This window comes from Streptomyces sp. R-74717 (genome assembly GCF_047305335.1).
GTDB classification, from domain to species: domain Bacteria; phylum Actinomycetota; class Actinomycetes; order Streptomycetales; family Streptomycetaceae; genus Streptomyces; species Streptomyces atratus.
In genome coordinates this window covers 1828959-1851818 of sequence record NZ_CP102361.1, presented here as the reverse complement: position 1 = coordinate 1851818, position 22860 = coordinate 1828959, and the positions used below count along the sequence as shown (strand labels likewise).

Below are 22860 nucleotides of genomic sequence, written 5' to 3'. Positions count from 1 at the left end.
GACATGACCAGGGTCACCGGCGCCCCACAGGCCCCGCAGGACCTGCGCGGCAGTCCCCGCGCAGAACGGCACGGCAGCACCCGCCCGTACAACCGGCACTCTCCGGAGGACACTCGTGCACAGAACCAGAAGCAGGAGCAGAACGCGGCTCCGCGTCCGTAAATCCCTCGCGCTGCTCACCGGCGGACTGCTCGCGGCGGCCACCCTCGCCCTGGGCGCCTCGCCCGGAGCGGCCGCAGCAGGACCGTCCTCGCCGGCCGCCGCCGACGCGGCGGCCGAGGACTTCCAGCAGGTCACCCTCGCCAAGGGCGCGGCCGAGACCGGCGAGCCCATGTCGCTGGCCGTGCTCCCCGACCGCAGCGTGCTGCACACCTCGCGCAACGGCGAGCTGCGGATCACCGACAGCGCCGGCAACACCAGGATCTCCGGTGTCCTCCCCGTCTACTCGCATGACGAGGAAGGCCTCCAGGGCGTCGGCATCGACCCCAAGTTCAGTGAGAACCGGGCGGTCTACCTCTTCTACGCGCCCCCGCTGGACACCCCCGCGGGCGACGCCCCCGAGACCGGGACCGCCGCCGACTTCGCCAAGTTCGACGGAGTGAACCGGCTGTCCCGCTTCGTCCTCAAGGAGGACGGCACCCTCGACCTGGCCAGCGAGAAGAAGGTCCTCGACGTCAAGACGTCGCGCGGCATCTGCTGCCACGTCGGCGGCGACATCGACTTCGACGCCCAGGGCAACCTGTATCTGTCCACCGGCGACGACTCCAACCCGTTCGCCTCCGACGGCTACACCCCCATCGACCAGCGCCCCGACCGCAACCCGGCGTTCGACGCCCGGCGCACCTCGGGCAACACCAACGACCTGCGCGGCAAGATCCTGAGGATCAAGGTCGCAGACGACGGTTCGTACACCATTCCGGACGGCAACCTCTTCGCGCCGGGTACGGACAAGACCCGCCCCGAGATCTACGCGATGGGCTTCCGCAACCCGTTCCGCTTCAGCGTCGACAAGGCCACCGGCATTGTGTACGTCGGTGACTACGGCCCCGACGCGGGCGCGGCCGACCCCAAGCGCGGACCGGCCGGACAGGTCGAGTTCGCCCGGGTCACCAAGCCGGGCAACTTCGGCTGGCCGTTCTGCACCGGCAACAACGACGCCTATGTCGACTACGACTTCGCGACGAAGACCTCCGGCGCCGCCTTCGACTGCGCAGCCCCGAAGAACACTTCGCCGCACAACACCGGTCTGGTCGACCTGCCCGCGGCGCAGCCCGCGTGGATTCCGTACGACGGCGGCTCCGTGCCCGAGTTCGGTACCGGATCGGAGTCCCCGATGGGCGGTCCGGTCTACCACTACGACCCCAACCTCGACTCCCCGGTGAAGTTCCCCGAGGCGTATGACGGGGACTTCTTCGCCGGAGAGTTCGGCCGGCGCTGGATCAAGCGCATCGAGCAGGACGACAACGGCACGGTCAAGTCCATCAACAACATCCCCTGGTCAGGCACCCAGGTGATGGACATGGCCTTCGGCCCCGACGGGGCACTGTACGTCCTGGACTACGGCCTCTCCTGGTTCGGCGGCGACGAGAACTCCGCCCTCTACCGCATCGAGAACGCCACCGGTGGCCGTTCACCCGTCGCCGAGGCGGCGGCCAACAAGACATCCGGCACCGCACCGCTGAGGGTGCAGTTCTCCTCCGCGGGCACCACGGACGGTGACGGCGACGCGCTCACCTACGCCTGGGACTTCGGCGACGGCGGAACCTCCACGGCCGCCAACCCGACGTACACGTACAAGAAGAACGGCACCTACACCGCCACCGTCACCGCCAAGGACCCCACCGGGCGCACCGGCGCGGCAAGCGTCCGTGTGACCGTGGGCAACACGGCACCCAAGGTGAACCTGGAACTCCCCGGTGACGGGCAGCTGTTCGACTTCGGGGACGACATCCCGTTCAAGGTGACCGTCACCGATCCCGAGGACGGCACGATCGACTGCTCCAAGGTCGAGGTGCGCTTCGTCCTCGGCCACGACAGCCACGGACACCCCATCACCACCGTCAACGGGTGCTCCGGCACGATCAAGACCGCGATCGACGGCGGACACGACCCGAACGCCAACATCTTCGGAGTCATCGACGCGTCCTACACCGACAACGGAGGCGGCGGCCAGGCCGCGCTGTCCGGGCACGACCAGTCGCAGCTCCAGCCCCGCCACCGGCAGGCCGAGCACTTCACCTCGTCGTCCGGCATCAAGACGTACGACAAGGCGGCCGCCCACGGCGGGAAGACGGTCGGCGACATCAACAACGACGACTGGATCGCCTTCAAGCCGTACATCCTCGGCGACTCGGCCAAGCTCACCGCCCGGATCTCCTCCGGCGGGGCGGGCGGCTTCCTCGAAGTACGGTCCGGATCCCCGACCGGCACGATCCTCGGCTCCGCACCGGTGCCGGTGACCGGCGGCTGGGAGAACTTCCAGGACATCGACGTGCCGCTGCGCGGCGTTCCCAAGAAGGCCACGGAACTCTTCCTCGTCTTCAAGGGAGGCGCCGGAGCGTTGTACGACGTCGATGACTTCGAGCTCTCCAACAGCGCCCCCGACCGGACCGCCAAGCGGGTCCTGGTCTTCTCGAAGACGGCCGGCTTCCGCCATGACGCGATTCCGGACGGCATCGCCGCACTGAAGGAACTCGGCAAGGACAGCAACATCACCGTCGACTCCACGGAGGCGGCCGGCCAGTTCACGACCAGCAACCTGGCGCGGTACGACGCCGTCGTCTTCCTCTCGACGACCGGTGATGTGCTCAATGCCGATCAGCAGAAGGCATTCGAGAACTATGTGGCCACCGGCGGCGGTTACATGGGCGTGCACGCTGCCGCGGACACCGAGTACGACTGGGCGTTCTACGGCGGACTCGTCGGTGCGTACTTCGCCGGGCACCCGGCGATCCAGCCCGCCACCGTACGCGTCGAGGACCACAACCACCCGGCGACCGCACACCTCGACGACGCCTGGGACCGTACGGACGAGTGGTACAACTACCGCACCAACCCGCGCAGTCAGGCCAAGGTCCTTGCCACACTCGACGAGACGACCTACACCGGCGGCACCATGAAGGGCGATCACCCGATCACCTGGTGCCAGAGCTACCAGGGCGGCCGCTCCTTCTACACCGGCCTCGGCCACACCAAGGAGTCGTACGCCGAACCGGCCTTCCGTCAGCTCCTCCTCGGCGGCATGCGGTACGCGGCCGGTCAGGTGAAGGCCGACTGCAAGCCCGACACCGGCTACCGGTCGATCTTCAACGGCAAGACGCTCGAAGGCTGGAAGCAGGCCGGCCCCGGGAAGTTCAACGTCGTCGACGGTGAACTGCGCTCCGAGGGCGGCATGGGTCTGCTCACCTACCAGGCCAAGGAACTCGGTTCGTACTCGCTCAAGCTCGACTGGAAGATGGAGGGCGACGACAACTCCGGTGTCTTCGTCGGCTTCCCGGAGTCCGACGACCCCTGGTCCGCGGTGAACAACGGCTATGAGGTCCAGATCGACGCCACCGACGCGCCCGACCGCACCACGGGCTCCGTCTATACCTTCAAGGCGGCGGACATCAAGGCCCGTGACCAGGTCCTGCGGCCGCCCGGCCAGTGGAACAGCTACGAGATCAAGGTCCAGGGCGAACGTCTCCAGGTCTTCCTCAACGGAGTGAAGATCAACGACTTCACCAACACCGATCCGGTACGGAGCCTGAAGGACGGCTACATCGGCATCCAGAACCACGGTGCCAATGACCATGTGTCCTTCCGCAATATCCAGTTGAAGGAACTGCCCTCGGCGTAGGGCGCACTTTGGCCGACGGCGGGCGGGGGAAGGACATCCTCCCCGCCCGCCGTCACCACCCGATCCCGTCCCCTCGTCGCGCAGCGCCACTTGTTCTGCCCAGCCAGGACCCCCAGCCAGGGAGGCAGCCCGTGTCAGCATCCGCCGTTCGTACCGGAGTCTGGTTCATCGGAGCACGCGGCTCCGTCGCCACCACCGCCACAGCGGGGTGCGCGGCGGTCGCAGCAGGGCTCCACCCGGCGGCAGGCATGGTCACCGAAACACCGCCGTTCGCCGAGAGCGGGCTGCCCACCCTCACCTCACTGGTCTTCGGCGGACACGACACCGTCGGCTGTCCGCTGCCCAAACGGGCCGAGGCACTGGCCACCGGGGGAGTGCTGCCGCACGGCCTTCCCTCGGCGGTACGCTCCGAACTCGCCGCCGCCGACGCGGAGATACGACCAGGCGGGCCACTGCCCGGCGACACCCGCAGCGACGAGGAGCTCATCACCGCCTTCGCCGCCGACCTCGCGGACTTCGGGCACCGGAACGACCTGGCCAGGACGGTCGTGATCAATGTCGCCTCCACGGAACCGGTCCCGGCCCCCGGCGAGCGGAGGTTGCCCGCCAGCTCGCTCTATGCCGCGGCAGCGCTCCGGGCCGGCTGCCCGTACATCAACTTCACCCCGTCCACCGGGCTGCGCACCCCCGCCCTCCAGGACGCCGTCGCGGGCTGCGGACTTCCTCACGCGGGCCGCGACGGCAAGACCGGCCAGACGCTGCTCCGCTCCGTACTCGCCCCGATGTTCGTGCAACGCGCCCTGCCTGTACGGGCCTGGTCGGGCACCAACCTGCTGGGCGGCGGGGACGGAGCGGCGCTGGCCGACCCGGCCGCGGCCGCGGCCAAGAACGCGGGCAAGGAACGCGTCCTCGCAGACACGCTGGGAACCGCGCCCGAGGGCGAGGTCCACATCGACGACGTACCGGCCCTCGGTGACTGGAAGACGGCCTGGGACCACATCGCGTTCGACGGATTCCTCGGGGCGCGCATGGTGCTCCAGACGACCTGGCAGGGGTGCGACTCCGCACTGGCCGCACCCCTGGTTCTGGACCTGGCCAGACTGGTGGCCCGCGCCCACGAGAAGGGGCTGACCGGCCCCTTGCCCCAGCTCGGCTTCTACTTCAAGGACCCGGACGGCGGCCCTGCCGCGCTCTTCGAGCAGTACATGGCGCTGCTCGCCTTCGCCGAAACGCTGCGGGGGGAGAAGTGACGGTACGGGCCTGGGCGGAGCTGCTGCGGGTGTCGGCGCTGTTCACCGTCCCTGGTGACGCACTCGCCGGGGCAGCGGCGACGGGCAGGCGCCCCGACCGCGGCACCGCGCTCGCCGTCGGCGCCTCGCTCTGCCTGTACGAGGCGGGCATGGCGCTCAACGACTGGGCCGACCGCGACGAGGACGCCGTCGACCGCCCGCACCGGCCGATCCCCTCGGGCCGCATCGCTCCCGGCGCGGCCCTCGCGGCGGCGGGCGCACTGACGGCCGCAGGACTGGGTCTCGCCGCGAGGGCCGGCCGACCGGCCCTCGCGGTCGCCACGGGGCTGGCGGCGACGGTCTGGGCGTACGACCTCCGCCTCAAGCACACCCCGGCGGGACCGGCGGCGATGGCTGCGGCACGAGGACTGGATCTGCTGCTCGGAGCCACCGCCACCGGCGCGGCGAAGAGGGCGGCGAGCCCGGGGGCGCGTACGGCCTCGGCGTCGCGCACGGGCTCGGCTTCCGGTTCGCGCACGGGTTCGGCTTCGGCTTCGGCTTCGCGCGGCTTCGTCTCCGGCGCCCTTCCGGCCGCCGGCCTGCTCGGGGCGCACACCTACGCCGTCACCGCCGTCTCACGGCACGAGGCGCAGGGCGGATCCACCACCGCGCCCCTCGCCGCACTCGCGGTCACTGCCGCACTGGGCGCCGCGGCCCTGCGCGAGCAGCGCGGACCCGGGGACGCGACCCCGGATGCGGAACGCGGCAGGAAGGGGGAGTCGCACCGGCCCCCGGCGCCCCCCGCCTCCACCGCCCCCCGCCTCCTGCTCACCGCGCTCACCGGCTCCTACTTCCGTACTGCCGCCGGTCCCCTCCTCCACGCCGCCCTCAACCCGTCCCCGCCCCTCACCCAGCGCGCCGTCGGCGGCGGCATCCGGGCGATGATCCCGCTCCAGGCAGCCCTCGCCGCCCGCGCCGGAGCAGCAGGAACGGGGCTCGCCGTCATGGGACTCGTCCCGCTCGCCCGCACCCTCGCCCGGAAGGTGAGCCTCACATGACGATCCGCCTCGGCTACGGCACCAACGGGCTCACCGACCTCCGCCTGGACGACGCCCTCGCACTCCTCGCCGATCTCGGCTACGACGGGGTCGGGCTGACCCTCGACCACATGCACCTCGATCCCCTCGCCCCCGACATTGCCGCACGCACCCGCCACGTGGCGTCCAGGCTCCAGGAGCTGGGCCTCGGCGTCACAGTGGAGACCGGGGCCCGCTACGTCCTCGACCCCCGTCGCAAGCACGGCCCGTCGCTCCTCGACCCGGACCCCGAGGCCCGTGCAGCCCGCACCCGGCTGCTCGTCCGGGCCGTCGGCATCGCCGCCGACCTCGGTGCGCACGCCGTGCACTGCTTCAGCGGCATCACCCCACCGGACACCACCCCCGACACCGCCTGGCAGCGACTCACCGACTCCCTCGCCCCCGTCCTGGACGCCGCCGACCGCTCCGGCATCCCCCTGGCGATCGAGCCCGAGCCCGGACACCTCCTCGCCAACCTCGCCGACTTCCACCACCTGCGCGTTCTCAGCGGCGATCCACCACCGCTCGGACTGACCCTGGACATCGGCCACTGCCAATGCCTGGAGCCCGCCGCGCCCGCCGACTGCGTCCGCGACGCCGCCCCCTGGCTGCGGCACGTCCAGATCGAGGACATGCGCCGAGGCATCCATGAACACCTCCCGTTCGGTGAAGGCGAGATCGACTTCCCGCCCGTACTCGAAGCGCTCGACGCCCTCCCGGACACCGGCTACCGCGGCCTCACCGTCGTCGAACTGCCCCGTCACTCCCACGCCGGCCCCGAACTCGCCCGCACCTCCATCGAGTTCCTCCGCAAGCACAGTCCGTCGAGCCGCTGAAACCGCCGAAGGGAGCAACGCCATGCCGATGACCCCGACGACCACCCCGCTGCTGACCCACAAAGAACTCGACGCACAGCTCGGCGGAGCCGCGCGCGCCTGGCTCGACGAGGCCCTCGCCGAGGCCGAACACGCCGCCTCCCACCAGGAATCCGAACAGCCCGGCGGCCCGTACGCCGTACCGTCGTGGGAATTGCGGTACGCCGCCGCCGGCCGGTACTGCGGACTCGAACACGCCGACTCCGTACGCGCCCTGCTGCTCATCGAAGCCCGCGCCGCACTGCCCGCCCTGACCAGGCTCTACGAGCAGGGCACCGCCGCCGAACGACGCGCCGTCCTGCTCACCCTGCACCGGCTGGACCTCGGCCCCACCGCTCTTGTGCTCGTCGAGGACGCCCTGCGCACCAATGACACCCGGCTGGTCGCCGCGGCCGTCGGCCCGTACGCCGCCGCCCATCTCGACGCGCACAACTGGCGCCACGCCATTCTCAAATGCCTCTTCACCGGTGTCCCCGTGGATGCCGCCGACCAACTGGCACGGCGCTCACGCGGTGACGCGGAACTCGCCCGCATGCTCGGCGACTTCGCGGCCGAACGCATCGCCGCGGGCCGCAGCGTCCCCGCCGACCTCACCCGGGTGCTCGATCTCACCATCCCCGGCCCTGCCGCCCCCACGGAGGAGTCCTGATGCGCATCTTCGACCCCCACATCCATATGACCTCCCGCACCACGGACGACTATCAGGCGATGTACGACGCGGGTGTCCGCGCCCTCGTGGAGCCCTCCTTCTGGCTCGGCCAGCCCCGCACCTCGCCCGCCAGCTTCTTCGACTACTTCGACGCCCTGCTCGGCTGGGAACCCTTCCGCGCCGCCCAGTACGGCATCGCCCACCACTGCACGCTCGCCCTCAACCCCAAAGAGGCCAACGACCCCCGCTGCACCCCCGTCCTTGACGCCCTGCCCCGCTATCTCGTCAAGGACTCCGTCGTCGCCGTCGGCGAGATCGGCTACGACTCCATGACCCCGGCCGAGGACACCGCCCTGGCCGCACAGCTCCAGCTCGCCGCCGACCACGGCCTGCCCGCACTCGTGCACACCCCGCACCGCGACAAGCTCGCGGGACTGCACCGCACCATCGACGTCATCCGCGAATCCCACCTCCCCCCGGAGCTGGTCCTGCTCGATCACCTCAACGAGACGACCGTGAAGGACGCCAGGGACAGCGGCTGCTGGGCCGGCTTCTCCATCTACCCCGACACCAAGATGGACGAGGACCGCATGATCGCGGTACTCAAGTCCCACGGCACCGAGAAGGTCCTGGTCAACTCGGCCGCCGACTGGGGAAGGAGCGACCCTCTCAAGACCCGCAAGGTGGGCGACGCGATGCTTGCCGCCGGGTTCAGCGAGGACGACGTCGACCAGGTGCTCTGGCGCAACCCCGTCGCCTTCTACGGGCAGAGCGGCCGGCTCCAGCTCGACATCGCCGCGCCGGAACCACTCCACGAGGGCAACTCCATCCTGCGCGGCGGGGAGTGAGGCGATGCGCTTCCGCCACCCCGACGGCTCCACCGTCCACCTCTCGTACTGCACCAACGTCCATCCCGCAGAGACACTCGACGGGGTCCGCACCCAACTGCGCGACCATTGCGAACCCGTCCGCAAACGCCTCGGCCGGGACAGACTCGGCATCGGCCTCTGGCTCGCCAGGGACGCCGCCCGCAGCCTGATCAACGACCCGTCCCAGCTGCGCTCCCTGCGCGCCGAACTGGACCGCCGCGGCCTGGAAGTCGTCACCCTCAACGGCTTCCCGTACGAGGGATTCGGTGCCGACGAGGTCAAGTACCGGGTGTACAAGCCGGACTGGACGGACCCGGAGCGGCTCGCCCACACCACCGACCTCGCCCGGCTCCTGGCCGGTCTGCTCCCCGACGACGTCACCGAAGGGACCATCTCCACCCTCCCGATCGCCTGGCGCACCCCGTTCGACTCCGACGCCGGGGCGGCCGCTCTCGCACACACCGCGCTCGCCACCCTCGCAGACCGCCTCGACGCGCTGGCCGAGCTCACCGGCAAGTCCATCCACATCGGCCTCGAACCCGAGCCGGGCTGCACGGTCGAGACCACCGCCGACGCCATCGCACCGCTGACCGCCGTCGGACACCGGCGCATCGGCATCTGCATCGACACCTGCCACCTGGCCACCTCCTTCGAGGACCCCGACACCGCCGTCGACGCCCTCGACGCAGCGGGCATCCCGGTGGCCAAGGCCCAGCTCTCCGCCGCACTGCACGCCGAACACCCCCACCTCCCCGAGGTACGCACCGCACTCGCCGCCTTCGCCGAGCCCCGCTTCCTCCACCAGACCCGCACCAGCACCGCCGCCGGGCTGCGCGGCACCGACGACCTCCACGAGGCGGTCACCGGCCGGGCCCTGCCCGACGGCGCCCCGTGGCGCGCCCACTTCCACGTCCCTCTGCACGCACCTCCCGCACCACCGCTCACCTCCACCCTTCCCGTGCTCCGGTCCACACTGACCCGGCTGGTCGGCGGCGCACGGCCCCTCACCAGGCACCTGGAGGTCGAGACGTACACCTGGCAGGCGCTCCCGGCCGCACTGCGCCCCCGCACCCGCACCCAGCTCGCCGACGGCATCGCCGCCGAACTCACCCTCGCCCGCGACCTCCTGGTCGACCTCGGCCTCAAGGAGCTCCCATGATTGCGGCCGAGCAGGCCACCACGCCCATCACACCCACCCCGCTTCTCGTTCTCGACGTCGTCGGCCTCACCCCTCAGCTCCTCGACCACATGCCGCACCTCAAGGCCCTGGGGCAGTCCGGCACCCACGCCCCTCTCGGCACCGTGCTCCCCGCAGTCACCTGCGCGGCCCAGTCCACCTTCCTCACCGGCACCACGCCCGCAGAACACGGCATCGTCGCCAACGGCTGGTACTTCCGCGAGCTCGGTGACGTCCTGCTCTGGCGCCAGCACAACGGTCTGGTCGCCGGGGACAAGCTCTGGGACGCCGCCCGCCGCGCCCACCCCGGCTACACCGTCGCCAACATCTGCTGGTGGTACGCAATGGGCGCCGACACCGACATCACCGTCACCCCGCGCCCCGTCTACTACGCCGACGGCCGCAAGGAACCCGACTGCTACACCCGGCCGCCCGCCCTGCACGACGAACTCACCGAAAAACTCGGTACATTCCCCCTCTTCCACTTCTGGGGCCCCGGCGCCGACCTCGTCTCCTCCCAGTGGATCATCGACGCGACCCGGCACATCCTCGGCACCCGCCACCCCGACCTGGCCCTGTGCTACCTCCCGCATCTCGACTACGACCTGCAGCGCTACGGCCCCGACGACCCCCGCTCGTACCGGGCCGCGGCCGATCTCGACCGGGCCGTGGCGCCCCTCCTGGACGACGCCCGTCGCGAAGGCCGCATCGTCGTCGCCCTCTCCGAGTACGGCATCACCCGCGTCGACCGGCCCATCGACATCAACCGGGCTCTGCGCCGCGCCGGCCTCCTGGAGGTCCACACCCAGGACGGCATGGAATACCTCGACCCGATGGCCTCCCGCGCCTTCGCCGTCGCAGACCACCAGCTCGCCCACATCTACGTACGCCGTCCCGAGGACCTCGAAGCGACCCGCGAAGCCCTCCAGGACCTCCAGGGCATCGAGCAGCTCCTCGACGACGAGGGCAAGAAGGCGCACGGCCTGGACCACCCGCGCTCCGGCGAACTGGTCGCCGTCGCCGACCCGGATGCCTGGTTCACGTACTACTACTGGCTCGACGACGCCCGCGCGCCCGACTTCGCGCAGCTCGTCGAGATCCACCGCAAGCCCGGTTACGACCCCGTCGAACTCTTCCTGGACCCCCAGGACCCGTACGTCCGGGTCAAGGCCGCCGCGGCCGTCGCCCGCAAGAAGCTCGGCATGCGCTACCGCATGGCGGTCGTACCGCTGGACCCGTCACCTGTTCGCGGCAGCCACGGCCGCCTCCCCATGAGCGACGAAGAAGGTCCGCTCATCCTGTGCTCCACCCCCCACGCGTTCACCGGACCCGTCCGGGCCACCGAGGTGAAGTCCTTGCTCCTCACGCTGGCCGGCCTCGTATGAGACCGGTCCGCACACAGCGTTTCGAGCATCTTCGAGAAGGAGAGAGACCGTGACCGCGTACAACGACGAATCCGGAACGGACGGCGCCCTGCGCCGCAGCCTCGGCGTCAGCCGCCGCCGTTTTCTGAGCACCTGCACGGCCGCTGCGGCAGCGGCGATCGCCGCGCCCGCCTTCGGTGCCTCGCCGGCCCTCGCCCAGACCGCCTCCGGAAAGGGGCAGGGCGTCGGCCAGGCGCTGGTCCCGGCGGAGCGACGAGGAATCATCCTGTACACCGTGCGCGACGCCACAGGCCGGGATCCGCTCAGCACCGACCTTCCCTCGGGCTTCCGTGAGGTCTTCAGGGAACTGGCCCGCTACGGCTACCGGCAGGTCGAGTTCGCCGGGTACGGCCAGCACACCAACGCGCCCGGCGGAAGCAATCTCGAATCGGTGGAGGGCGCGAAGCTGCTGCGCTCGTGGCTGGACGACTACGGTCTGCGCGGCCAGGGCAACCACGGCTTCATCCCGTCGTCCTGGCCGCTGAACCAGAGCGACCTGGACCAGTTCAAGCGCCACCTGGAGATAGCGAACATCCTCGGCATGGAACACATGGGCACCGGTGGCGACCCCACCGGCAGCGCCTACCGCGGCGACTGGGACGTGGCTGCCGACAAGTGGAACACGCTGGGACGGATCGCTCAGGGTGCGGGCATCAAGCTGTACACCCACAACCACGACGCGGCCTACGGCTTCCTGCTCGACGGCGGTCCGCTGGACGCACAGGGCCGCCCCACCCGCAGCTCCGGCATCCGCAAGCTGGAGTACTTCCTTCAGGTCACCGACCCGAAGTCCGTATGGCTGGAGATGGACATCTTCTGGGCGCACGTCGCTCAGTACAAGTTCCACACCTACACCGCGCACGACGGATCGCAGCAGGAGAACATCTTCGACCCGGCGGCACTGGTCCGCTGCAACACCAAGCGCTACCCGCTGTTCCACGCCAAGGACGGCATCGTCAACACAACCAGCGGCCAAGGCTACGACATGGTCCCCTTCGGTACCGGAGTCATCGACTACCGGACGTTCTTCCGCCGCGTCGGGGCGAAGAACTACCACAACCCGATGGTCGAGCAGGACAACGCGCCGAGTTCGACCGTCCCCGCGCAGTCCCTGAACCATGCGCGGACCGGCTACGACAACTTGGCGGCGCTGCGCAAGTAGGACCATCGGCGGCACCGGAGGGGCGGTCCGCGCCTGACCCCGAATTCCTGAAGACCGGGGAACAGCGCAAACGCCCGCCCGGTGACGTCAGGCACCGTACGCTCCACGGCAGTCACCAGGGGCGTACGGTGCCTGACCAGCACCCCGAACTGTGCGATGAATCCGGGGGACCAACCGCAGGACGACCCCCTGCCGCCGGGCGGCCCGGTCTTCGCGGCAGCCGGACGCCGCCCGGCGATCCGCCGGACGTACTGCACGTGCACGAACGACGACAGACCGTACACGCGCCAGGCCAACCGCTTCCGTATGCCCGCCACACCCCACTGACCACCGAATATGCAGGTGAGAGGCACCCCAAACCCCTGGTATTGTTTTCTTTGTCGCCGCGGGAGACCGGGGCGGATCACCTAGTCCGGGTGGCGGAATGGCAGACGCGCTAGCTTGAGGTGCTAGTGCCCTTTATCGGGCGTGGGGGTTCAAGTCCCCCCTCGGACACTTATGCACACGGATGACGCGGGTTGTGACTCTACAGTCACGGCCCGCGTTTTCGTGTTGTAGGTCAGCGTAAGGCCGAAGGCTTGGTAGATGGCGGCTTCCCGGACGTAGACGGTCAGCGGGTGGTCGAGGGCTCCGCTCTTCGCGTATTCGGAGGGGTAGCGGTAGTGGGGTGGCCGTGGTTGAAGGTGCCCTGCATCTTGCGGCCGCCCCGGACGCCGGCGCGGCCCGGGTGCGCGGCCGTGGGCGGTCGGCGCGCGGCCTCTCGGCCGTCGCGCGCCGACCGGGCCGCGCACCCGGGGCGCCGTACTCAGTTCGTCGCGTCCGGCTTCACGATGTCGGGAAGCTTCGCCTCGAACATCTCGTCGAGCTTCATCGATGGCAGGATGTGGCCCTGGTTGGAAGCCTCGTTGGCGACGCTCGCGCCCCATGTGGACGCCGCGAGGCGCTGGTTGGGCGTGCCGTGGTGCCCGTTGCTCGTGAAGCTGCAGTCGCCGACCTGGTAGAAGGACTGGGCGGAGCCGAGCACCCGCTTGGTGTTGAGGGCCTCGCCCCGCGAGTGCGTGAGGAAGTACGTGCCGAACGCGTCCGCCATCAGCTCGGTGCGCCGGGTGGCCTCCGGCCCGGTGAGCGTGGTGTTGTCGAACAGGTTGTCCTCGTACTGCACGTGGTGGCCGAACTCGTGGGCGAGGATGGCGCGCGGGGCGGTGTCGCCCAGGCCGACGGCCTTCGTGGCCTCCAGGATGCCGTCGCCCATGACGATGCGGTCGGAGATGCCCAGCGGCTGCGGGTCGCCCTTCTCGGAGTAGGCGAACGCGTTGAAGGTGAAGATCGGGTTGGCGCCGCCCTTCAGTACGGGCTCGGAGTCGACCAGCGAGATGAAGAGCTCGGCCAGGCCGAGGTTGCTCTCGGTCGTGCCGCCGTACAGCACGGACAGGGTGCGGGCGAGCCGCTCCGGGGAGGAGAAGACGTCGGCGCCGTGCATCGGCATGAGCTGGATGTCGTCGGAGTAGATGTCCCAGAACCTCTTGAGGTCCTTGGCTTCGGACGTCAGCTGGTTGGTGTATTCGCCGTTGACACCGTAAGTGTTGGACTTGGACTCGCTGCCGAACAGCAGCGCATCGTACGTGGGGAGGTCGAACCCGCCGAACAGAGAGAGGATGAAGATCGTGAAGGGGTCCTCGGCGCCCTGGAGCAGATTGTTCGCGTAGGCCGTCAGCTCCGTGCTCTGGCACTGGTAGTCGCCCGGGTTGATGACGCTGTTGCGGATGTCCGTCCACTGGGCGTCGCCCATGCCGTACTTGGCGTTGGCTGCCTGGAGGCGCGCCTGCCAGTCGGCCGGCAGCTTGGCGAGGATCTCGTCGACGAGGGCCTTCGTCTGCGGGTCGAGCTTGGAGGTGTCGATCGCGGAGCCGTTGGACGCGGACGCGGCGGCGGTGGCCGTCATGTTGTCCGCGGCCGTTGCCGGCAGGACGGTGCCAAGGGTGCACGTGGCCGCGGTCACGAGGGTGACGGCCCAGGCGAGGGACTTCTTCACAGTCAACTCCTTGGTGGGTCGAAGCCGACGCGCCATTCGCCCTTGTGGGACGGGAGAGGCGATCGGATTGCCATGAGCCAAGAGTCTGCAAAGAAAGCACTCTCTGGAGAAGCCGTCGGTGCTGTCTGAATCCGGCATGGCAGGAAGGTGACAGATGCCATGCAGCCACGTGCACGCGCGATGTGACCATCCCTGATCTGACGATATGTCACTCCTGGTGTCCCTACCCGGCGGTATTCACCATGTGGACACGATCTTCACATGGAGTACATCGCATATACGTGCAATGCTTGCAATATGCATCCGCTCCGCGCCATCGGCCTCACTGCGACCGCCGAGGACGTCTACCTCGCGCTCGTGCAGCGTGACCCGACGACCCCGGCCGCGCTGGCGGGCATCCTGCGCGTGACCCCGGATGCCGTTGTCGAGGCGGCCCGCGAACTGACCGAACTGGGCCTGGTGGAACCGGACGACGAAGGGCTCGTCGCCTGCCCCCCGCGCACCGCGCTCGACGCCCTCGCGGAAATCCGCGCCAAGGAACTCGGAGCCCTGCGCGACAGCGCCGACGAACTCGCGCGGTTCTGGCGCGACCACCACGCCGAAGGCCCGGGATACATCGAGATAGTCCGGACGGACGAGGCCGGTGAAGCGCTTGTCCGGCGTGTGCAGGACGAGGCGACGCACCAGGTCCGCGCTCTGTCCATCGGCCCCTCCGGCCGCCTCGCCGCGCCCCCGACCGTGGCGCCGGGCTGTCTGGAGGCACTCGCGCGCGGCGTCGCGTACTCCGTGGTCTACGGCACCCAGGTGTTGCGTGACCCGATAGGCCGGGAGGCCATCCAGACCTGCGTCAACCTCGGTGAACGCGCCCGCGTCTTCCCCAATGTCACGCTGAACCTGAAAATCTGTGACGACCGCTTCGCCGTCGTCGCCGCACCCGCGCGCGATCACCAGCGACGCCACCACATCGCCGTGCAGCGATCCGCCCTGCTCGACGGCCTCATTGGCGTGTTCGAGTCGTACTGGCAGATGGCCGTTCCGCTCCCCGCCGGCGACGAGCCCATGGACGACGTCGGTGCCGCCCCCACCGACGACGCCCGGCAGCTTCTCACCTACCTCAGCGGCGGACTCACCGACGAGTTCATCGCCCGCGAACTCGGCGTCAGCGAACGGACGGTGGCGCGTCGCATCGCACGCCTCCAGGAAGTCCTGGGCGCGCAGACCCGCTTCCAGCTCGGCGTCCAGGCCAGCCGCCGCGGATGGCTCTGAGCGAGCAAGCCCCGTCGCCCGATGCTGCTGTCCGGAAACGTTCGCCGGGTGTGATGTCGTGCCGGCAGAATCCCTTCGTGGATATTTCTGAGGGCTTGGCCGACTGGACTGACCGGGCCTCCTCCACGATGCGCGGCAGGAACAGCAGTGCCGAGTCCGCGTAGCGCACGTGCAGGCGGCCGGGTTGTTTGCCGGCGGGCAGAGCAATGCCGTGATTGCGAAGGAGTTGTGGGTCAGCGTCCGATCGGTCCAGCGGTGGCGCTTCATCCGGGGTCTCTTTGCGTTCCGGGCGGGTAGCACGGGAACGGTTGCTCCCGCGGAAGGTGTCTCCGCGGGAGCAACCGCCGATACCGAGGGCCGTCAGGAGTCCTTGCGCTCCTGTGCCAGGTCGTTCACCCGGCCTCGGACGACGAACCAGCCGCCGACCAGCGCCGCCGCGATCAGCGGCAGGCACAGCACGGTCGTACGGCCCACTCCGCCGCCCCACCACATCAGGAACACGACCGCGGCGAGGAACGCCAGCGTGACGATCTGTGTGTACGGGGCCCAGGGCAGCCGGTACGAGGGGCGGGTGACCCTGCCGTCCCGCGAGCGGTGCCAGAACAGCAGCGAGCAGAGCATGATCATGCCCCAGGTGCCGAGGATGCCGATCGACGCGAAGTTGAGGACGATCTCGAACGCCTGGCCCGGCATGACGTAATTGAGCACGACGCCCAGTACACCGAAACCGGCGGTCAGCAGGATGCCGCCGTAGGGCACCTGGCCCTTGTTCATCCGGCCGGTGAACCTGGGCGCGGAGCCCGCCAGCGCCATGGAGCGCAGGATGCGCCCGGTGGAGTACAGACCGGAGTTCAGGCTGGAGAGTGCCGCGGTCAGCACGACCAGGTTCATCACACCGGCCGCGCCCGGGATACCGAGCTTGTCCATGACGGTGACGAAGGGGCTCTGGTCCGCCGAGTACGAGGTGTACGGCAGCAGGAGGGCCAGCAGTACCACCGAACCGACGTAGAAGAGTCCGACGCGCCACATGATCGAGTTGATCGCCTTGGGCATGATCTTCTCGGGGTTCTGCGTCTCACCCGCGGCGACGCCGCACAGTTCGACGGAGGCGTACGCGAACACGACGCCCTGGATCACCATCAGCAGCGGGAGCATGCCGGTGGGGAAGATGCCGCCGTTGTCGGAGATGGTGGAGATGCCCGGCGTGTGACCGTCCACCGGGTGCTGGGTGACCACCAGGAAGATGCCGATGAGCATGAAGGCCACCAGGGCGGAGACCTTGATGATCGCGAACCAGAACTCCATCTCACCGAAGTACTTCACCGAGATGAGGTTGGCGGTGAGGACGACGGCAAGGGCGATCAGCGCGAGGATCCACTGCGGGATGTCGCTGAACATCGCCCAGAAGTGGGCGTAGGTGGCGGCCGCGGTGATGTCGGCGACGGCGGTGGTCGACCAGTTCAGGAAGTACAGCCACCCGGCCGCGAAGGCGCCCTTCTCGCCCATGAACTCCCGGGCGTACGAGACGAAGGCACCGGAGGAGGGCCGGTAGAGCACCAGCTCGCCGAGCGCGCGGACGACGAAGAAGGCGAAGACACCGCAGACCGCATAGGCGACGGCGAGCGAGGGACCCGCGCCGGCCAGTCGACCGCCCGCGCCCAGGAACAGGCCGGTGCCGATCGCGCCGCCGATGGCGATCATGTTGATGTGACGGGACTTGAGGTCCTTGCTGTAACCGGCGTCGCCGGCGTCCCGGTGGGGGGAGCTCGTCGCCGGTGGGGCGGCGGCGAGCGTATCGGCCGCAGTGGTGCGGTCACTCATGGAGGAGATTCGCCTTTGTGAGGGGAAGGTGGGCGGTCCCGGCCATGGCCGGCCAGGGAGTCGTCACCGTGGCACGGCTCAACGACACATCATCCGGGAATCCTGTGATTCTGGCAGTGCCCCACATCACTCAGGAACAAATCTGAGGCACTTCAGAGGTTACGGGCAGGTAAGCAAGGGTGCCCTCACGAGGGACAGGTCGACCCACGTGCCCGTGCCCCGAACCTGGCGAACGCCTTCTCGGCCTGTGCGAGGAGTCCGGGCGGGGTGTGGCCCACGAGGGGTCCCTGCGGCGGGTCGGTTCCCGGGACAAGGGTGAGGCGGAGTGCCGGGGGCGGGACACTCCGCCTCGCCCTTGTCCGATCGTCCGCCGAAGGCGTCCCGCTACCGCGCCGCGGAAGCGATCAGCGGGTAGTGGTCGGAGAGGTTCGTGTGCGTGTAGTCCGTGCCCCGGCTGGAGACGGTCCAGGGCGCGCTCTGCTCCTTGATCACCTCGTTCGTCCAGCCGGCCGGTTTCGCGTGCCCGGCGCGGTGCAGGACGTGGTCGAGGTCCTCGCGGGGGTCGTCGGGGTAGCGGTCGGCGGCGATCGAGTTGTCCTGGGTGTCGAAGGAGTATGCGTGCCCGGTGCGGGCGTCGGCTCCGGTCAGTCCGGCGTCGGCGAGCATCGACGCGTACTCGGGGGAGCGGGAGTCGACGTTCGTGATTGCGTTGCCTCACGCGATCCTGGCTGCCGCCGCCCGGCCTTCACTCCGCCTCCCCTTTTAGTCACAATCCGGTCTCGGAGGCCAGGGGAGGTCTTGTTTTCGGCCATGTAATCGATTCCAATCATCGCTGTAATCGATTCCACGGCTCTGGACCGCTGGTTTCGAGGCTCACGGAAACCACAAGGAGGTGGTCCGGAAATGGCGAGCATCAAGGATGTCGCGGCCGAGGCGGGAGTGTCCGTCGCCACGGTCTCCCGCGTTCTCAACAGCCATCCCTCCGTCAGCCCCGACGCGCGCAGACGCGTCCTCGCCGCTGTCGACGTCCTCGGCTACCGGCCCAACGCCGTCGCCCGTTCGCTGCGCACCGATCAGACGCGCACCCTCGGCCTGGTCATCAGTGACGTACTCAACCCGTACTTCACCGAACTGGCCCGCTTCGTCGAGGAGGAGGCCCGCGCACTCGGCTACAGCGTCATCATCGGGAACGCTGACGAGCAGCCCGACCTGCAGGAACATCACGTCCGCACGCTCCTCGACCGCCGGATCGACGGACTCCTCGTCTCTCCCGCCGACGGGAGCTCCCCGCTCACGCCAGGCGCTGCGGGCAGCGGCACACCGATGGTCTTCGTGGACCGTTGGATCCAGGGTGTGGATGTCCCCGTGGTACGTGCCGACGGCCGCGACGCCATCCGGGACCTGGTCGCCCACCTGCACCGCCTCGGCCACCGCAGGCTCGCGATCATTGCGGGCCCGGCGGCCACCACCACGGGCAACGAGCGAGTCGAGGCCTTCCGCGAGGCGCTGCGTGAGCACGGACTCGCGCTGCCCGAAACCTACATCGGGCAGGGCGACTTCCAGGCGGACAGCGGGCGCCGCGCCACCGAGCGCTTTCTGGCCCTTCCCGAACCGCCCGAGGTCGTATTCGCCGCCGACAATCTGATGGCACTCGGCGCATTGGACGCGATCCGCGCCCGCGGGCTGCGCGTCCCGCAGGACATCGGGCTCGCGGCCTTCGACGACATCCCGTGGTTCCTGCACACCGACCCGCCGATCACGGCCATCGCCCAGCCGACCGGCGAACTCGGCCGAGCCGCCGTGCGGGCGCTGGTCGACCTCATCGAGGGACGGTCCCCGCAGTCCGTCACCCTTCCCGCCCGCCTTGTCGTACGCAGTTCCTGCGGCGAGCACGCTTCGAACCCGAGGAGCAACCTGTGAGCACTCAGGACGAGTTGCTGCGCATCGAAGGCATACGCAAGGCCTTCCCCGGCGTGGTCGCGCTCGACAGCGTCGACTTCGACCTGCGCGGCGGCGAAGTGCATGTCCTGCTCGGTGAGAACGGAGCGGGCAAGAGCACCCTCATCAAAATGCTCTCCGGCGCCTACCGCCCGGACAGCGGCCGGATCTTCGCCCAGGGGCGTGAGGTCCGCATCCACAGCGCACAGGACGCCGAACGGCTCAAGATCGCAACGATCTACCAGGAGTTCAACCTGGTACCCGATCTCACCGTCGCCGAGAACATCTTCCTCGGCCGGCAGCCGCGCCGCTTCGGGATGATCGACCGGCGCCGCATGGAGGCGGACGCCGAGGTGCTCCTGCGCCGGGTCGGCCTGCACGTCTCACCGAAGGCCAAGGTGCGTGAACTGGGCATCGCCCGGCTGCAGATGGTGGAGATCGCCAAGGCGCTCAGTCTCGACGCACGCGTCCTCATCATGGACGAGCCCACGGCGGTCCTCACGTCCGAGGAGGTCGAGAAGCTCTTCCGGATCGTGCGGCAGCTGCGCACGGAGGGTGTGGGGATCATCTTCATCACCCATCACCTCGAAGAGATCGCCGCGCTCGGCGACCGGGTCACGGTGCTGCGCGACGGTCGCAGCATCGACCAGGTGCCCGCCTCGACCCCCGAGGCGGAGCTCGTACGGCTGATGGTGGGACGCAGCATCGAGCAGCAGTACCCGCGGGAGCGCCCGAAGGCCGGAGAGCCCCTGCTCGCCGTCCGCGGGCTGACCCGGAACGGCATCTTCCATGACGTCAGCTTCGACGTCCGGGCGGGTGAGGTCGTCGGCCTCGCCGGCCTCGTCGGCGCCGGACGCACAGAGGTCGCCCGTGCCGTCTTCGGCGCGGACCCCTACGACGCGGGCACCGTCGACGTACGCGGCGAGCGGCTGGCCAAGTACGACGTGACCGCGGCCATGGGCGCCGGGATCGGCCTCGTGCCCGAGGACCGCAAGGCCCAGGGCCTGGTCCTCGATGCCTCCGTGCAGGAGAACCTCGGCCTGGTCACCCTGCGCTCGGCGAGCCGGTCCGGGCTCGTGGACCTCAAGGGACAGCGCACGGCCGCCGCCCGGATCGCCGAACAGCTCGGGGTACGGATGGCGGGCCTCGGTCAGCATGTCCGCACCCTCTCCGGTGGCAACCAGCAGAAGGTCGTCATCGGCAAGTGGCTGCTCGCCGACACCAGAGTGCTGATCCTCGACGAACCGACGCGCGGCATCGACGTCGGCGCCAAGGTCGAGATCTACCAGCTCATCAACGAGCTGACGGCCTCCGGCCACGCCGTGCTGATGATCTCCAGCGACCTGCCCGAAGTCCTCGGCATGAGCGACCGGGTGCTGGTCATGGCCCAGGGCCGGATCGCCGGAGAGCTCCCCGCGCACGAAGCGACCCAGGACGCGGTGATGGCGCTCGCCGTCAGTACCGCCCCCACAGCAACTCCCGTAACGACTCCGGCAACGACGCCGGCTGTGAACGAAGAGGAGAGCCCCCGTGGCCACTGACACGCTCAAGAGCAATACGGGCGCGAGTGGCGCCGCAGGACGTACCGTCCGCCGCCTCCTGCTCGACAACGGCGCCCTGAGCGCCCTGGTCGTCCTGCTGGTGGCGATGTCGCTGCTCTCCGGTGACTTCCTGACCACCCAGAACCTCCTGAACGTCGGCGTGCAGGCCGCCGTCACCGCGATCCTCGCGTTCGGCGTCACCTTCGTCATCGTCTCGGCCGGCATCGACCTGTCCGTCGGCTCGGTGGCCGCGCTCTCCGCGACCGTCCTCGCCTGGTCGGCGACGTCGGAGGGTGTGCCGGTCTGGCTGGCGGTGATCCTTGCCGTCGCCACGGGCATCGCCTGCGGATTCGTCAACGGCGCCCTCGTCTCGTACGGCAAACTGCCGCCGTTCATCGCGACACTGGCCATGCTCTCCATCGCGCGCGGTCTGTCCCTGGTCATCTCCCAGGGCAGCCCGATCGCCTTCCCCGACTCGGTCTCCGTGCTCGGCGACACGCTCGGCGGCTGGCTGCCCGTCCCGGTCCTCGTGATGATCGCGATGGGCCTGATCACGGCACTGATCCTGACCCGTACCTACATCGGCCGTTCCATGTACGCGATCGGCGGCAACGAGGAAGCGGCCCGGCTCTCCGGACTGCGCGTCAAGCGACAGAAGCTGGCCATCTACGCCCTGTCCGGCCTCTTCGCCGCGGTCGCGGGCATCGTTCTCGCCTCCCGTCTGACCTCCGCGCAGCCGCAGGCCGCGCAGGGTTACGAACTCGACGCGATCGCCGCAGTCGTCATCGGCGGCGCCAGCCTCGCCGGCGGCGTCGGCAAGGCGTCCGGCACCCTGATCGGCGCGCTCATCCTCGCCGTGCTGCGCAACGGACTCAACCTCCTGTCCGTGTCCGCCTTCTGGCAGCAGGTCGTCATCGGTGTCGTCATCGCCCTCGCGGTGCTGCTGGACACGCTGCGCCGCAGGGCCGGGGCCAAAGCCGCCTCCTCGACCGGTTCCTCCGGCGCACCGGGATCCGGCGGGAAGCGAGCGGGAGCGGCCAAGTTCGGGATCGCCGCACTCTGCGTGGCCGTTGTCGTGGGCGCGGTGTCCTACTTCAACTCCGGCTCCTCCGGCGGCAACACCAAGGTGGGCATGTCGCTCTCCACGCTCAACAACCCCTTCTTCGTGCAGATGAAGGCAGGCGCACAGGCGGAGGCGAAGGCGGCCGGGGTCGACCTCACCGTCACCGACGCGCAGAACGACGCTTCACAACAGGCCAACCAGCTCCAGAACTTCACGAGCTCCGGGGTGAAGTCCATCATCGTCAACCCGGTGGACTCGGACGCGGCCGGCCCTGCCGTACGGAGCGCCAACAAGGCGGACATTCCGGTGGTCGCCGCGGACCGGGGCGTCAACAAGGCGAAGACCGCGACGCTCGTTGCCTCCGACAACGTCGCGGGAGGCAAGCTCGCCGCCGCGGCGCTGGCCGACAAGATCGGTGGCAAGGGCAGCATCGTCATCCTGCAGGGCACCGCGGGTACCTCCGCCAGCCGCGAGCGCGGCGCGGGCTTCGCCGAAGGGCTCAAGGCGTACCCCGGCATCAAGGTCGTGGCCAAGCAGCCCGCGGACTTCGACCGCACCAAGGGCCTGGACGTCATGACCAATCTGCTCCAGTCCCACCCCGGTGTCACCGGCGTCTTCGCCGAGAACGACGAGATGGCGCTCGGCGCGGTCAAGGCACTCGGCAGCAAGGCAGGAAAGTCGGTGTCCGTCGTTGGATTCGACGGAACTCCGGACGGCCTGAAGGCGGTCGGGGCAGGCACGCTGTACGCGTCCGTGGCCCAGCAGCCGAAGGAACTGGGCAAGATCGCGGTGCAGAACGCGGTGAAGGCCGCAGAGGGCAAGAAGGTCGACAGCACGGTGAAGGTGCCGGTCAAGGTAGTCACCGAGAAGAACGTCGCAGACTTCTCCTGAGTGGCGCCC

At 69.4% G+C, this 22860-nt stretch carries 15 protein-coding genes, 1 tRNA gene and 1 pseudogene; 14 read left to right on the top strand and 3 right to left on the bottom strand.

Annotated features, from left to right (window positions below; translation table 11 throughout):
- Positions 1 to 115 precede the first annotated feature (115 nt).
- The 10 genes from NRF20_RS08265 to NRF20_RS08220 all read left to right on the top strand — a co-directional run bounded on the left by NRF20_RS08265 (position 116) and on the right by NRF20_RS08220 (position 12794).
- On the top strand, positions 116 to 3838 hold the full coding sequence (locus NRF20_RS08265) for a ThuA domain-containing protein (protein WP_413752317.1): 3723 nt from the start codon (positions 116 to 118) through the stop codon (positions 3836 to 3838).
- A gap of 131 nt (positions 3839 to 3969) precedes the next feature.
- Positions 3970 to 5088, top strand: a complete 1119-nt coding sequence (locus NRF20_RS08260) for an inositol-3-phosphate synthase (protein WP_398630637.1) — start codon at positions 3970 to 3972, stop codon at positions 5086 to 5088.
- Positions 5085 to 6125 (top strand): SCO3242 family prenyltransferase, encoded by a 1041-nt coding sequence (locus NRF20_RS08255; protein ID WP_413752316.1) that lies wholly within the window; start codon positions 5085 to 5087, stop codon positions 6123 to 6125. Before NRF20_RS08260 ends, NRF20_RS08255 begins: the two co-directional genes overlap by 4 nt.
- Positions 6122 to 6979: a sugar phosphate isomerase/epimerase family protein gene (locus NRF20_RS08250; RefSeq protein WP_413752315.1), complete on the top strand. Its 858-nt coding sequence runs from the start codon at positions 6122 to 6124 to the stop codon at positions 6977 to 6979. Before NRF20_RS08255 ends, NRF20_RS08250 begins: the two co-directional genes overlap by 4 nt.
- Before the next feature lie 28 nt (positions 6980 to 7007).
- The gene (locus tag NRF20_RS08245) at positions 7008 to 7667 is read left to right on the top strand and encodes an EboA domain-containing protein (protein WP_413754544.1); all 660 of its coding nucleotides are present in this window, start codon (positions 7008 to 7010) and stop codon (positions 7665 to 7667) included.
- Positions 7667 to 8515, top strand: coding sequence for a TatD family hydrolase (locus tag NRF20_RS08240; protein ID WP_413752313.1), 849 nt, complete (start codon positions 7667 to 7669; stop codon positions 8513 to 8515). Before NRF20_RS08245 ends, NRF20_RS08240 begins: the two co-directional genes overlap by 1 nt.
- A gap of 4 nt (positions 8516 to 8519) precedes the next feature.
- Positions 8520 to 9695 carry a metabolite traffic protein EboE gene (gene eboE, locus NRF20_RS08235; protein WP_413752311.1) on the top strand — a complete coding sequence of 392 codons (1176 nt, stop codon included), beginning with the start codon at positions 8520 to 8522 and terminating at the stop codon, positions 9693 to 9695.
- Positions 9692 to 11098 (top strand): alkaline phosphatase family protein, encoded by a 1407-nt coding sequence (locus NRF20_RS08230; protein WP_413752310.1) that lies wholly within the window; start codon positions 9692 to 9694, stop codon positions 11096 to 11098. Before eboE ends, NRF20_RS08230 begins: the two co-directional genes overlap by 4 nt.
- Before the next feature lie 49 nt (positions 11099 to 11147).
- Positions 11148 to 12299 carry a sugar phosphate isomerase/epimerase family protein gene (locus NRF20_RS08225; protein WP_413752309.1) on the top strand — a complete coding sequence of 384 codons (1152 nt, stop codon included), beginning with the start codon at positions 11148 to 11150 and terminating at the stop codon, positions 12297 to 12299.
- A 410-nt stretch (positions 12300 to 12709) separates the two neighbouring features.
- Positions 12710 to 12794 (top strand) — tRNA-Leu (locus NRF20_RS08220).
- Positions 12795 to 13104: 310 nt separating this feature from the next.
- Here NRF20_RS08220 and NRF20_RS08215 read toward each other — a convergent pair.
- Positions 13105 to 14331 (bottom strand): hypothetical protein, encoded by a 1227-nt coding sequence (locus NRF20_RS08215; RefSeq protein WP_398630643.1) that lies wholly within the window; start codon positions 14329 to 14331, stop codon positions 13105 to 13107.
- 261 nt (positions 14332 to 14592) lie between these two features.
- Between NRF20_RS08215 and NRF20_RS08210 the strand changes: the two genes are divergently transcribed.
- Entirely contained in the window at positions 14593 to 15597 is a 1005-nt protein-coding gene (locus NRF20_RS08210) for a LuxR family transcriptional regulator (RefSeq protein ID WP_398630644.1), read from the top strand.
- A gap of 360 nt (positions 15598 to 15957) precedes the next feature.
- On the opposite strand, the gene NRF20_RS08205 is transcribed toward NRF20_RS08210, so the two are convergent.
- Together NRF20_RS08205 and NRF20_RS08200 are read right to left on the bottom strand one after the other, a co-directional pair.
- Positions 15958 to 17418: an amino acid permease gene (locus tag NRF20_RS08205; RefSeq protein ID WP_398630645.1), complete on the bottom strand. Its 1461-nt coding sequence runs from the start codon at positions 17416 to 17418 to the stop codon at positions 15958 to 15960.
- A 384-nt stretch (positions 17419 to 17802) separates the two neighbouring features.
- A pseudogene (locus tag NRF20_RS08200) lies at positions 17803 to 18117 on the bottom strand (sphingomyelin phosphodiesterase); the annotation flags it as partial.
- A gap of 204 nt (positions 18118 to 18321) precedes the next feature.
- Here NRF20_RS08200 and NRF20_RS08195 point away from each other — a divergent pair.
- From NRF20_RS08195 to NRF20_RS08185, 3 genes are read left to right on the top strand one after another with little or no spacing between them, the layout of a single operon-like run.
- Entirely contained in the window at positions 18322 to 19338 is a 1017-nt protein-coding gene (locus NRF20_RS08195) for a LacI family DNA-binding transcriptional regulator (RefSeq protein ID WP_398630646.1), read from the top strand.
- Positions 19335 to 20897, top strand: a complete 1563-nt coding sequence (locus NRF20_RS08190) for a sugar ABC transporter ATP-binding protein (protein WP_413752308.1) — start codon at positions 19335 to 19337, stop codon at positions 20895 to 20897. Before NRF20_RS08195 ends, NRF20_RS08190 begins: the two co-directional genes overlap by 4 nt.
- On the top strand, positions 20887 to 22851 hold the full coding sequence (locus NRF20_RS08185) for a substrate-binding domain-containing protein (RefSeq protein ID WP_398630648.1): 1965 nt from the start codon (positions 20887 to 20889) through the stop codon (positions 22849 to 22851). The genes NRF20_RS08190 and NRF20_RS08185 overlap by 11 nt, the downstream gene beginning before the upstream one ends.
- Positions 22852 to 22860: the final 9 nt, after the last annotated feature.

What these genes read in the sequence shown, in the direction of transcription:
- NRF20_RS08250 (WP_413752315.1), top strand. Translation starts at nt 6,122, where the DNA reads ATGACGATCCGCCTCGGCTACGGCACCAACGGGCTCACCGACCTCCGC.
- NRF20_RS08245 (WP_413754544.1), top strand. Translation starts at nt 7,008, where the DNA reads ATGACCCCGACGACCACCCCGCTGCTGACCCACAAAGAACTCGACGCA.
- NRF20_RS08240 (WP_413752313.1), top strand. Translation starts at nt 7,667, where the DNA reads ATGCGCATCTTCGACCCCCACATCCATATGACCTCCCGCACCACGGAC.
- eboE (WP_413752311.1), top strand. Translation starts at nt 8,520, where the DNA reads ATGCGCTTCCGCCACCCCGACGGCTCCACCGTCCACCTCTCGTACTGC.
- NRF20_RS08230 (WP_413752310.1), top strand. Translation starts at nt 9,692, where the DNA reads ATGATTGCGGCCGAGCAGGCCACCACGCCCATCACACCCACCCCGCTT.
- NRF20_RS08210 (WP_398630644.1), top strand. Translation starts at nt 14,593, where the DNA reads ATGGAGTACATCGCATATACGTGCAATGCTTGCAATATGCATCCGCTC.
- NRF20_RS08205 (WP_398630645.1), bottom strand. Translation starts at nt 17,418, where the DNA reads ATGAGTGACCGCACCACTGCGGCCGATACGCTCGCCGCCGCCCCACCG.
- NRF20_RS08195 (WP_398630646.1), top strand. Translation starts at nt 18,322, where the DNA reads ATGGCGAGCATCAAGGATGTCGCGGCCGAGGCGGGAGTGTCCGTCGCC.